This is a genomic window from Methylophilus sp. 'Pure River' (assembly GCF_046765995.1).
Lineage (GTDB): Bacteria > Pseudomonadota > Gammaproteobacteria > Burkholderiales > Methylophilaceae > Methylophilus.
Genome location: NZ_JBKOUE010000009.1, coordinates 121,476 through 133,897, shown reverse-complemented (window position 1 = coordinate 133,897; position 12,422 = coordinate 121,476). Strand labels below are relative to the sequence as shown.

The following is a 12,422-nucleotide window of genomic DNA, read 5'->3' as shown; positions in this document are numbered from 1 at the left end:
TCTTGAATCCCAATGTCGATTATTGATGCTCGTATTATAGTTTATTGCGCCGTGATTGCATGGTTCTTGCCGTGAATCCGGCCCAGAATGTATACAGCGCGGGCACAAACAAAATGGTCAGGATGGTTGCTGCTGCCAGCCCGCCCATAATCGCTACCGCCATCGGGCCAAAAAATACGCTGCGTGTGAGCGGAATCATGGCCAGGATGGCCGCGGCGGCCGTGAGTACAATCGGCCGGAAGCGACGCACGGTGGATTGCACCACCGCTTGCTCCAGCGAGGCGCCTTCGGCGATATCCTGCTTGATCTGGTCGACCAGGATCACCGAGTTACGCATGATCATGCCGGATAGCGCAATGCTGCCCAGCATGGCGACAAAGCCGAATGGCATGTTAAAAATGAGCAGGGCAAAGGTAATGCCTATCATGCCTAGCGGCGCAGTGAGCACTACCAGAATGACGTTGGAAATACTGCGTAACTGCAACATGAGCAGGGTAAACACCACGGCCAAAAACAGCGGTGCGCCTTTGGCCACCGATGTGGCGCCCTTGGCCGCCTCTTCAATGGCACCACCAGTTTCAACCGTGACCCCGGGAGGAAGCTTTTCCAAAATGGGCGCAATCGCTTGTTGAATTTGAGTAGACACCACCGGCGCCTGCATATTGCCGCGTAAATGCGCGCGTACGGTGAGCGAGGGCACACGGTTGCGTCGCCAGATCACGCCCTCTTCAAAACCGTGGTGGATATTGGCCACTTGCGCCAGCGGTACGCGCTCGCCACGCTGGCTTAACACCGTTAATTGCGCCAGTTGTGATAGCTGGGCATGCTGTTCATTGCTGCTGCGCATGACCAGGTCTATGCGCTCGTTGCCTTCCCTGAATTCGCTGACCACTTGCTCGAAGTATTGCGTATTCAGCAATTGCGCAATGTCTGTCGAATTCACACCTAGCAACCTGGCTTTGTGCTGGTCGATATCGACATGAATCACTTTGCTAGGTTCTTCCCAGCCCAGCTGCACGTTGCGCAAATGAGGGTTGGCGCGCATGGCATCGGCAATTTTGTGTGCAACCTCACGAATCGCTGGCAGGTTTTGCCCATCCACCCGGAACTGTACCGGGAAGCCCACTGGTGGACCGTTTTCCAGGCGCAGCACAGAGCCGCGTAATTGCGGGAAATCGTGTTCAAACAGTGCCAGCAGGTCGTTGCGCAGGGCTTCGCGCTGTGCCAGGTTATTGGTCAGAATCACCAGCTGAGCAAAGGCGCGATGTGGCAATTGCACATCCAGCGGCAGGTAGTAGCGTGGCGCACCCGAGCCGACATAAGACACCACGTTTTGCAGTGCGCCATGCTGTTTCTGCCAGTTTTGCAGCCATTGTTCCAGTTGGCTGACGGCAGCATCAGTAGACTGGTCGCTGGCGTTTTCGGCCAGGCGTAAATCAACCACAACCTCAAGCCGGGTGGAGTCCGGGAAGAACTGTTGCTGCACCTTGCCGAAACTCAACATGGCCACTACAAACAGGGCGATGGTCGCCAGGATAACGCTGCCCTTGTGCTGCACGCACCAGGTGACAATGCTTTGTAGTCGCAGGTAGAACCTTGTTTCATAGAGTGATGCCGGATGGTGAGCACTTGGTTCGCTGGTGGCATGCTTGGCTTTAGGGAGTAAGTGATAGCCTAAAAATGGGATCACAATCACCGCGGCGATCCACGAAAGTGTCAGTGAAATAGCCGAAACCTGGAAAATAGAACGCGTGTATTCGCCCGTTGACGATACGGCGGTGGCAATCGGCAAGAAGCCCGCCACCGTGACCAGTGTGCCGGTCAGCATGGGCATGGCCGTGGACGTGTAGGCAAACGATGCCGCTTGCATGCGGTCCCAGCCTTGCTCCATTTTGGCGGCCATCATTTCAACCGCAATAATCGCGTCATCCACCAGCAGGCCCAGCGCCAGAATCAGCGCGCCCAGCGAGATTTTGTGCAAGCCTATGTCCAGCCAATCCATGAGCAGGAAAGTGCCTGCCAGCACAATGGGAATCGCCACTGCGACCACAATGCCGGTACGCCATCCCAGTGAGAGCAGGCTGACAGTCAGCACGATAATCAGCGCTTCGCTGAGCGAGCGTACAAAGTCATGTACCGAGTGTTGCACGATATCTGGCTGCGAGGTGACCAGTTGCAATTGCACGCCGACAGGCAATTGCTTTTGTACGCTGGTGATGGTTTGCTGCATGGCTTTGCCCAGGGCGATGACGTCGCCGCCCTGTTGCATGCTGACGCCAATCAGTAAAGCAGCGGTGCCGTTAAAGTGGATGCGTTGTGCGGGCGGATTGGCATAACCATGCTTGATGGTGGCGATATCGCCCAGGGTTAGGTTCTGGTTGCCTGCCCGGATCGGGAATTTTCGCAGGTCTTCCAGGCTTTGTAAGCGGCCACTCACATCCAGCCGGATTCTTTCCGGGCCTGTATCGAAGGTGCCTGCGCCTGTGACTGCGTTTTGCTGTTGCAGCAGTTGCGCTAATTGCGCCGGGCTGATGCCGAGCGAAGTGAGTTTTTGGTTGGAAATTTCAATGATGATTTTTTGCTGTTGCTCGCCAAATAAATCCACTTTTTCCACATCGGGCAATTTGAGTAAACGGGCGCGCACCCACTCAGCCTGTCTTTTTAATTGTTGCGGCGTCAGGCCGTCCGCGGTGATGGCATACATGGTGCCGTAGACATCACTGAATTCGTCATTAAAGGTCAGGCTTTGCAGGTCGCTGGGAAAGGTATGGCGGATGTCGCCGATTTTCTTGCGTACCTGGTACCACAAGTCCGGAATTTTCTCCGAAAACGTATTGTCGCGAATAACGATAAACACCACTGATTCGCCGGGCCGGGAATAGCTACTTGTATAGTCGATAGACGGGATTTCTTGCAGCTTTTTCTCAATTTTGTCCGTGACTTGCTGCTCGACTTCCTGGGCTGATGCGCCAGGCCAGCTGCTGCGGATCAGCATCACTTTAAAGGTAAACGGCGGGTCTTCGGACTGGCCCAGATGTGTGTAGGCAAAGATGCCACCTAGCAATGTCAGCACAATAAAATACAGCACCAGTGCCTGGTTTTTGAGCGCCCAGGTCGACAGGTTGAAGCCTGGAGAGGCCTGTGCTTCTTCGCTGTGGTGTGGCGTGCTCATTAGCGCAATACCTCTTGGCCGGGCGTGACAGGTTGCACCAGCATGCCTTCGGTCAGCGTGTGTATGCCGATGGTGGCGATGGTCTCACCTGCCTGTAGGCCGCTGGTAATCTCGATGCCGTTTTCAGTGAGAGCGCCTGTGGTTACGGTGCGTGCGTGGGCTTGGTGTGTGTTGTCAATTACCCACACGCTGGCTTGTTCGCCGTGGCGGGTCACGGCTGTGCTTGGCACTATCAGTGTTTGTGCCGTTGTCGATGGCTCAAAGCTGACTTGTGCGGTCATGCCCAGTTTGATGCGCTGGTCGGCATTGAGTAGCTGGATGCGCAAATCAAAGGCGTGGGTTTGGCTATTGGCGGCCGGTGCGATTTCACGAATGCGCCCCTGGTAGGCTTGGCTGACATCGTTCAGGCTCACGCGTGCGGAGTCGCCTGTATGCAGGCTATCTATCAGTGCTTCTGGCACCGAGATTAAAATTTCCAGGGTTTGCAGGTCATAAATCTGGGCGATGGTTTGCCCAGCGGCCACGACCTGGCCTGGCTCGGCCTGTATCATGCCGATGACGCCCGCGCGGTCAGCCACCAGTTGCGTATAGCCCGTCTGGTGCTGGCTGACGGCGGCTTGTGATTTTGTTTGTGCCAGCCGTGCCTGGGCGGTTTTTACCTGAGTGTCGTAACTGTCTAGCGCCGATTTTGAAATAAATTTCTGGCTATATAACTGCTGGCGACGCGCCAGTTCTGCCTGCGCCAATGCCAGGTTGGCCTGTGCGGTTTGTACTTCGGCATCCGCCGCTTGTGCATTGAGACGGCTGTCGTTGGGGTCTAGCTGTGCGATCAACTGGCCTTTTTTTACCAACTCGCCTACATTCACGGCGCGGGAAATGATTTTGCCTGCAATGCGAAAGCCGATGTTTGACTCGTAGCGCGATTTGACTTCACCTGTGTAACTGGCGGTGCTATGCGCAGGGCTGTTACCGACTGACATCACCCATACTGGGCGCGGGGCAGCAGCCTCTTCGGTTTGCTGGTGGCAGCCGCTGGCGAGTAAAGCCAGGCATAGGCTGCTGATCATGATGAACGGCTTATTCATGTGGCGTTTCTTTCATTAATCCATACATGCACATTTCTACCATCGCCTGCACGCGGGCTTCGAGCGGGCGCCAGTTAATCCAGGCATCGTCTGCCAGGTTGATTTGCAGTGCGCACAGGCCGTGCATGGCTGCCCAGATGGTTTGTGCGATGAGTGCCGGGTCAGTCAGGGTGGGTTTGAACACGCCTGCATGCCAGGCGCTGGTGACCACGCCTATCAGTTGTGAATAGGCATCCTGCTCCGGGTTGTTTTGCTCAATGCTCGAAAACGCCGGGTCGCAGGGCGGATGCTGGGTCATAAACATCATGCGGTAATGGTTCGGGTTAGTGAGTGCGAATTGCACATAATGTTGCCCGAATTGTAAAAAACGCTGTAAGGGATCGCTGATATTTAAGGTGGATTTCAAGGCTTGCGCCAGTTTGATCACATCGGCATCCACCACGGCTCTGAGTAATTGTTCTTTGTCGCCAAAGTAAAGGTAGAGGCTGGTGGCCGAATAACCGACACGTTGCGCCACCGCGCGCATGGTCACGGCTTCTACGCCCTGGTGAATAAACAGCTCGCGCGCCGCATCCATGATGGCAGTGCGTACGGCCTGTTTTTCAGCGCTGGTTTTAACCTTGGGTGGCATGCAAATAAATGATTTATTAAATATAACGTCGTTAACTTAACATTGTTATTTTTAAATGTCAAATGTGCTGGTGTTTCTGCTTGGAATGGTGCAGAGTAACAAATGTGATAAATATTCGGGTGGCGTTAGCGCTAAACCGACATGCATCAACCGATGCCTGATTCGCTGACCGGGCGATGAGGCACGCGTTCAATAACGACAAGGAGCGATCAGTATGAATGTACGGCAGCGTTGGGTCAGTTTTTTGGGGCGTGTGTTGTTATCTTTAATTTTTATTATTAGCGGCATCGCCAAAATCATGGACCCGGCAGGGACCATTGCCTATATTGAAAGTGCCCACTTGCCTTTGGCGCAGGTGGCTTATGTGGTGGCGCTGGTGATTGAGCTAGGCCTTGGCATCGCCTTATTGGTCGGCTTTAAGGCGCAGTTGGCTGCTGCGGGCATCGCCGTGTTTACTTTTGTCACCGCCTTAATGTTTCACAGCAATATGGCCGACCCGATGCAGGTCATCATGTTTCTCAAAAATATCACCATCATAGGTGGCCTCTTGGTGATCATTGCCTTTGGCCCTGGCGGCTATAGCGTAGATCGCGGCAAGCGCGTCACGGTAATGGAATAGCGTGTGCATCAGGCGGCTGAGGGCTGAAACCATTGCCGCAAGTGCTCGATCAAGGCGAGTGCATTGGCCGACACCTGCTTGTGGTAAGGATACATGGCATAAATGCCCGCCTGCTGCATGCGATATTCAGCCAGCACTTCTACCAGACGGCCACGTTGCAAATCTTCCAGCACATAAAAAGCCGGTAGGCCGGTAATGCCCAATCCGGCCACGGCGGCATCGCGCAAGACCTCGCCGTGGTTAGATTTTAAGTGTGCGTGAATCGGGATGCGGTGTATCTGGTCATTCTCGGTAAATTGCCATTCGCTAGCCCTGTGGGTTAAGCAGGCATGCTTGGAGAGCGCTTGTGGCGAGGTGGGCACGCCGTAGCGGGCAATATAATCCGGGCTGCAACAATAGCGCATTGCTGCATCTTCCAGTTTGCGAGCCACCATGCCTTCTTCGGGGTGGTCGGTCACACGAATCACCATGTCATAGCCTTCGCTAATCATATCTACATGGCGGTTATCCGCATCTAGCCACACATCCACCAAGGGGTGTTGTTGCATAAAAACCGTGAGCGCAGGTGCCAGCCGCAGGTTGGCGTAAGACAATGGCACTGAAACTTTGAGCAGGCCACGCAACTCATCCGAACGGTTGCTGATCTCTAATTCAGCATCATGGATGGCTTGCAGGATTTGTTGCGCGCGCTGAAAAAACACTTTGCCGGTTTCTGTCGGCGACAGTTTGCGTGTGGTACGCAGCAATAGTCGCACGCCTAGCCGGGCCTCCAGCGCGATAATGCGGCGGCTGACCAGTTGCTTGGAGATACCCAGTGCATGGGCTGCGCTGGTGAAGTTGCCGTGTTTTACCACTTCGACAAAAAAATGCATTTCTTCTAATGAGGCCATAGATTGTCAACCTATATGAGACAGTTTTACTAATTTTAGTGGGATTATCATTTTTTTGTTTCAGGAATACAATGCCATTCATCAGCTAAACCAACGCAGTCACTATTTTCTCAGGGAAGTGTGTGATGTCCGGCTGATGATCACATCGCACAAACAACACAAAGGAGCACAACATGAACGCAATCCAATCCGCAGCCAGTGTGGCTGGCCGTATTTTGTTATCACAGATTTTTATTATCAGCGGCTTGAGTAAGGCGGCTAATCCTGCGGGCACCATCGGTTATATCCAGAGTGTGGGGGCGCCGTTGCCTGAAGTGGCTTATGCCATTGCCTTGTTTGTTGAGTTGGTGTTGGGTGTTGCTTTGCTGGTGGGCTACAAAACCCGTCTGGCCGCTACCGGGATTGCTATCTTTACCGTTGCAACTGCCTTTATGTTCCACAACAACCTGGCCGATCAGATGCAGCAGATCATGTTCCTGAAAAACCTGACCATTGTTGGTGGCTTGCTGATGGTGGTGGCGTTTGGCGCGGGCGCATTCAGTGTGGACAACCGTCGCCGCTAATCTAAACGGAGTAAATTGGTATGACGACGCTGTTTGTCTCGCATGGTGCGCCTACGCTGGCGATTGAGCCGGGTAAAACCGGCCAGTTGCTGGCAGAGATTGCCGCTGACCTACCGAGGCCGGAGGCCATTCTGGTGGTGTCTGCGCATTGGGATACGCGGGTACCCACCGTGAGCCTGGCCACGCAGCCGGAAACCATCCACGATTTTGCCGGGTTTCCACCTGCTTTGTATGCAAAGCAATACCCGGCACCAGGGGCAGCTGCGCTGGCGCAACAAGTGGCTACCTTATTGCAATCGCACGACATCGCTGTGCAAGCGCATCCCCAACGCGGGTTGGATCATGGCGCCTGGGTGCCGTTGATGCTGATGTATCCTGAAGCAGATATACCGGTCACCCAGTTGTCGATTCAGAGCCGCAGCACCCCCGCCCAGCAGTTTGCGTTGGGGCGTGTGTTACAAGCGCTGCATGCGCAAAATGTGTTGATACTGGCTTCTGGCGCCATCACACATAATTTATCGGATTTTTTTACCGGTGACAGGGAGGCGGCGCCTTTGCCCTACGTTGCACCGTTTGCCGACTGGATGGCTGAACGCATCGCGCAGCAGCAATGGCCAAGCATGCTCAATTACCGAGCCGAGTGCCCACAGGGCGTGGGTGCGCATCCGAGTGAGGATCATTTAATGCCTTTGTTTGTGGCAGCGGGCAGTGCAATAGGAGTTGCAAAACGGTTTACGCCAGAAAACACCTACGGCATTTTAGCGATGGATGCTTACCTCTGGGCTGAATCACGAGGGACGCAGTCAATGGGTCATTAACGCAAACCGTATTGGTTGAGTTTGTTCCACAGTGAGCGCTCACTAATTTCAAGCAGTTTGGCTGCCTTGGTTTTGTTACCTTGGCAGGCATCCAGCGCTTGCAAAATCAGGCGGCGCTCTATGGTCTCGGTTGCGCGCGGGATAGACAGGTCGCTGCCTTCATTGTTTGCCGTGCTGGGTTCGCTGCTGGCTGGTGCAAGTGATTGTGCAATATCGGCGGGCAGATGTTGCGGTTGTATGGTCTGGCCCCCGGCCAGAATGGCGGCGCGTTCCAGAATGTTCTCCAGTTCGCGCACATTGCCTGGCCAGCGATATTGCTGCAAGCATGCGCGGGCGCTTTCACTCAGCTTGCCCTGGCGTTTATGCAGAAAATAGTCTGCCAGCAAACCGACATCTTCGCCGCGCTCCCGCAATGGTGGCACTTGCAGTTGGATCACGTTCAGGCGGTAATACACATCCTCACGCAACTTGCCTTCTTTCACCGCTTGCAGCGGATCACGGTTAGTGGCTGCCACCACGCGCACATCCAGCGCAATCTGCCGGTTGCCGCCCAGCTTTTCCACCACGTTTTCCTGTAGCACGCGCAGCAGTTTTGATTGTAACTGGATAGGCATTTCGGTGATTTCATCCAGAAACAGCGTGCCACCATTGGCCAGTTCAAACTTGCCGACACGCTCTTTCACCGCGCCGGTAAAGGCGCCTTTTTCGTGTCCAAATAATTCGGATTCCAGAATATCGACCGGAATGGCGGCACAGTTGACGGCCACGAAGAGTTGCGATTTACGTGGCGAGGCATCGTGCAGTGCTTTTGCCACCAGCTCTTTGCCGGTGCCGGTTTCGCCCACAATAAACGCCGTTGCACGTTCTGGGGCCACTTGCTGGATCATTTGCTTGAGTGATTGCATGGGTGCGCTGTTGCCTATGAGTCCTGTCACCGCTGGCTGGCTGGATTCCTTGAAAAAAGCATTTTCCAGTTGGATACGGTTTACGGCCAGGGCTTTCTGAATGGCAATTTCCAGGGTCTCAAGTTCAAACGGGCGCAGAATATAATCGCTGGCACCCAGTTTCATGGCTTCGACAGCGGTTTTAATTTCGCCTTGCGCCGTCACCATGATAAATGGCAGTCGCTCATATTGTTTGCGTATGGCTTCCAGCAATTGCAAGCCATTCATGCCTGGCATGTGCAGATCACTCACCACCAGGTCAATTTGCTGCTGCTGTATCAGTTCTAGCGCTTCGCGGCCATTACCCGCAGACAAGGCGCGGTAGCCCGCCTGGCGCAAGCTGATTTCCAGCAGCCTGCGCATGTGCGGTTCATCATCGACAGCCAAAATAGTGTGTTGCGGGGTGGACATGGTTATGCGGTCGTTAATGGAAGTGATAAGTTAAATTGGGCGCCTTGCCAAGGGCTGGTGCTATAGCTGATTGTACCATCGTGCGCCTCAATGATTTGCTTGACGACGGCTAGCCCCAAGCCAACCCCGCCAGCACGCTGGGTGAAAAAGGCTTCAAATAAATGGTCTTGCTGTGCTGGCGGGACACCGGGGCCATCATCTGCCACCGTAATATGGGCACACTCTGCGTCCGCTGATAGTTGCAGCTGAATGTGCCCGTCCTCCGGCAAAATCTGAATCGCATTCATAAGTAAGTTGACCAGCACTTGTGTCATCTGGTCCTGGTCTGCCTCAATGATGACCGGCTGAGTGGCTTGTAGTGTGAGGGTAATTTGCTTTGCCTGCGCCGGTTTTTGCAGCATGGCGACGACATGCTGCAAGTGCGCTTGCAGGTCCAGCGGGATTTTATTCGGCAGCCGCGGGCGGGCAGCGTCAATCAGCGCACTGACCAGTTTATTCAGGCGTTCGGTTTCAGAAATAATAAACCCGAGTACTTCACGGCCGTCTTCACTGAGCTGCGGCTCCCTGAGTAAGACATCGGCCGAGGAGCGCATAATGCCCAGCGGTGTCCTCACCTCGTGGCTCATGGCGGCAGCCATTTCTCCCACCACGGCTAATTTGGCAGCACGGGTCAGTTGCTGTTCTGATTCAGCCAGGTCGGTGGCCATTTGGGTGAACGCCTGATGCAGTGATTGTACTTCGGCCGGACCGCTGGATGCGGGCGCAGTCACACCTGGCTGGCGAAAGCGTTGCACATAGCGCGTGAGCGCTTCGAGCGGGCGGCTGATGTTTTGGGCGAGGGGGCGCACCAGTAATAACGAGAACACCAGGATGGCGCTGAGCAAGGCAATAAAAATCATGCCTAGGCGGTGTACGGGCGCAACGGCTACATCGTGGTCTTTATTCAGGTGTATCTGCCAGCCATGGAGTGGCAAGCGGCTGGTTATCGCCGCTTTGGCATGCAGGCTGTGTTTCTGGTCTGACCACAGGCTGGATTGTGCGAGCATGTGTTGTTTATTGTCCAGCAGCGCCAGCGCTGTGCTGTGTCGCGCGGCATGGTTTAGCAAGTTTTCAATCACTTGCCAGTTAAAGGTGGCGATCAATTGACCCATGGGTTGCAGTGTATTTTGCGAAAAGATCGGCGCCGAAATCATGAGCTGGTGATTGCTGAGATGATAGATGGTAATGGTTTGGCGATTGTCACGAAACGTCATCCAGACCGGCGGCGTATGTAACACCTGACCTATGTTGGCGGGTCGGCTGGAAGCGACAATGTGTGCCTGTAAATCTGCGACATCCAGGTTGACATATTGCTCTGCGTAACTACGCCGGGTCTCGGCCAAAAAGATGGATAGCCGTTTATCAATGTCGCCAATCAACATGTCCTGCATGATGGCGAGCTGGCTCCAGCTACGCACATTCTGTACGCGTTCGTTCATGACACGGTCAACGTGCTCTGCCACCGCGTTACCCGTGGTTTGCAGGTCGTGCTGAATTTCAATCCGCAATGCCTGCCTGGCTTGGTAAAAGCTCAGCAGGCTCACTAAAAGCGCGGGCAACAGGCCAGCCAGCAAAAATGCAATTAAAAGCATTTTGCGGATAGTGAGGGGTGAATGAAAGCGCATGAGATGTGAGAAAATACGGGTTAAATGTTTTTTGCCGAAACGGTCATCCATTAGCCATGTCATCAATTAGCCATGTATAGATCAGCTATATTAAGCCGTCTGCTCAGGGTCACGCTCAGTGTAATCAGCCTGTGTATGCTATGCAAGTCAGTTGTGGCTGAAGAGGATAACTCCTTCTGGCGTGGTTTTCACGTCGGTGGTTACACCAGCATCGATGCACGTTTGCCGCGGACTGAAGCCGCACAACTCAAGCTGAATGAAGTGAGTATGATCGTGACCTGGGACCAAGGTACCCGCGTCAAGTTTTTCAGTGAGCTGGAACTTGAAAATCCGGTTGTTTATGACCACCATGAGGGCGTTAATACCAAGCAAAGCTATGTCGACCTGGAGCGATTTTACTTTGACTATAACCTCAATGAAAAAGCCAATGTTCGCCTGGGCCGCTTTCTGACCCCGGCCGGACGCTGGAATCAATTGCATGCGCCACCACTGGTGTGGACCGCCAGTCGGCCATTGGTCACTACCCGTCTATTTCCATCGAGTATTAATGGCGCCATGCTGTTTGGCAGTTTGCCGATCAGCCATATGGATATGGAGTATCAGGTATATGCTGAAGCACTGAAAGACCAGCGCCAGGATGGGGATGAAATATTGCATCGTGAGGTGAGAGGCGCGCGACTGGCATTCAATAATATTCTTGGCTTAAGCGGTAGCAATGCCGGGTTGAATACGCTGGGGCTGAATGTGATGAGCTACCAAAAAGATATTCATGGCTCACCAACCTACCACTTATATGGCCTCGACTTTTTGCTGGAGTTCAATCGCTGGGAGTTCAGCGGTGAGGTGTATGAGCGCAAAACCACGGGCGGTGATGATGGCGGCAGTGGCGCCTACTTGCAAAGTGCCTATTCGCTAGGGAGTGAATGGTACTGGATCACACGGCTGGAAACACTGCATGAAGTGGATAGCAAGAATGCAGACCGTTGGGTGCTGGGGATGACCAAGCGGGTGAAGCCAAACCAGTTGCTGAAGTTTGAGTTTATTGGCGGTAGTGGCGAATACGAAGATGTGCCGCGTGGTTTTGTCACCTCTTTTGCGGTGATGTTTTAATGCAGCGCAGTACGACATTTACTATGCGTCGCTGGCTGTATGCTGCCTGTGCAATCGGTCTGTTACTGGCGAAGCCAGTGGTGGCAGTTGAGGATAATCGCATTATTGCGGTGATTGTGCCTGCGCAAGCTGGGTTGGCGCCTGATATCCATGCCGATGAACTGGGGTTGATTTTTTGGCGGAAGAAACTCTATGCCTCACATGGACAGGCCTTGCACCCAGTGAATTTGCATAGTGAGCACCCGCTGCGCTTAAAGTTTTCACAGCAAGTATTGCACAGCACGCCGAGGTCGCAGGTGAGCTATTGGAACGGCTTGTATTTCCACGGTGTACAGCCCCCTTACACCGTGCAGTCAGAAGAAGCCATGATCCGCTACGTCGCTGAAACCGATGGCGCCATCGGCTATATTGATGCGTGCCATGTGGATGAACGCATCAAGCCATTGTTCTGGCTCATGCCAAGCAAACTGACCGCAGAAATGCCAACCCTGCGTTGCGACAGTGGCAATCAGTGA

11 protein-coding genes are annotated in these 12,422 nt (G+C 53.9%); 5 read left to right on the top strand and 6 right to left on the bottom strand.

All coding sequences use genetic code 11. The features are described 5' to 3' along the window. Positions 1-34 precede the first annotated feature (34 nt). The 3 genes from ACIDE9_RS11945 to ACIDE9_RS11935 are packed head-to-tail and all read right to left on the bottom strand — an operon-like array spanning position 35 to position 4,888. Positions 35-3,172 (bottom strand): efflux RND transporter permease subunit, encoded by a 3,138-nt coding sequence (locus ACIDE9_RS11945; RefSeq protein ID WP_411994983.1) that lies wholly within the window; start codon positions 3,170-3,172, stop codon positions 35-37. Continuing rightward, a complete protein-coding gene (locus ACIDE9_RS11940; protein ID WP_411994982.1) occupies positions 3,172-4,257 on the bottom strand; it encodes an efflux RND transporter periplasmic adaptor subunit in 1,086 nt (361 codons plus the stop codon). The genes ACIDE9_RS11945 and ACIDE9_RS11940 overlap by 1 nt, the downstream gene beginning before the upstream one ends. Further along, positions 4,250-4,888 (bottom strand): TetR/AcrR family transcriptional regulator, encoded by a 639-nt coding sequence (locus ACIDE9_RS11935; protein ID WP_411994981.1) that lies wholly within the window; start codon positions 4,886-4,888, stop codon positions 4,250-4,252. Before ACIDE9_RS11935 ends, ACIDE9_RS11940 begins: the two co-directional genes overlap by 8 nt. Before the next feature lie 214 nt (positions 4,889-5,102). On the opposite strand from ACIDE9_RS11935, the gene ACIDE9_RS11930 reads away from it, so the two are divergent. Beyond that, positions 5,103-5,507: a DoxX family protein gene (locus ACIDE9_RS11930; RefSeq protein WP_411994980.1), complete on the top strand. Its 405-nt coding sequence runs from the start codon at positions 5,103-5,105 to the stop codon at positions 5,505-5,507. Positions 5,508-5,515: 8 nt separating this feature from the next. On the opposite strand, the gene ACIDE9_RS11925 is transcribed toward ACIDE9_RS11930, so the two are convergent. Then, a complete protein-coding gene (locus ACIDE9_RS11925) occupies positions 5,516-6,397 on the bottom strand; it encodes a LysR family transcriptional regulator (protein ID WP_411994979.1) in 882 nt (293 codons plus the stop codon). Between the two features lie 173 nt (positions 6,398-6,570). On the opposite strand from ACIDE9_RS11925, the gene ACIDE9_RS11920 reads away from it, so the two are divergent. After that, entirely contained in the window at positions 6,571-6,960 is a 390-nt protein-coding gene (locus ACIDE9_RS11920; protein WP_411994978.1) for a DoxX family protein, read from the top strand. 20 nt (positions 6,961-6,980) lie between these two features. Next, positions 6,981-7,778 carry a DODA-type extradiol aromatic ring-opening family dioxygenase gene (locus ACIDE9_RS11915; RefSeq protein ID WP_411994977.1) on the top strand — a complete coding sequence of 266 codons (798 nt, stop codon included), beginning with the start codon at positions 6,981-6,983 and terminating at the stop codon, positions 7,776-7,778. On the opposite strand, the gene ACIDE9_RS11910 is transcribed toward ACIDE9_RS11915, so the two are convergent. Then, positions 7,775-9,133, bottom strand: a complete 1,359-nt coding sequence (locus ACIDE9_RS11910) for a sigma-54-dependent transcriptional regulator (RefSeq protein WP_411994976.1) — start codon at positions 9,131-9,133, stop codon at positions 7,775-7,777. The genes ACIDE9_RS11915 and ACIDE9_RS11910 overlap by 4 nt on opposite strands. Before the next feature lie 2 nt (positions 9,134-9,135). Next, a complete protein-coding gene (locus tag ACIDE9_RS11905) occupies positions 9,136-10,860 on the bottom strand; it encodes a sensor histidine kinase (RefSeq protein WP_411994975.1) in 1,725 nt (574 codons plus the stop codon). A gap of 72 nt (positions 10,861-10,932) precedes the next feature. On the opposite strand from ACIDE9_RS11905, the gene ACIDE9_RS11900 reads away from it, so the two are divergent. Both ACIDE9_RS11900 and ACIDE9_RS11895 read left to right on the top strand, forming a co-directional pair. Further along, on the top strand, positions 10,933-11,907 hold the full coding sequence (locus tag ACIDE9_RS11900) for a hypothetical protein (protein WP_411994974.1): 975 nt from the start codon (positions 10,933-10,935) through the stop codon (positions 11,905-11,907). Beyond that, positions 11,907-12,422, top strand: coding sequence for a hypothetical protein (locus ACIDE9_RS11895; RefSeq protein ID WP_411994973.1), 516 nt, complete (start codon positions 11,907-11,909; stop codon positions 12,420-12,422). The genes ACIDE9_RS11900 and ACIDE9_RS11895 overlap by 1 nt, the downstream gene beginning before the upstream one ends.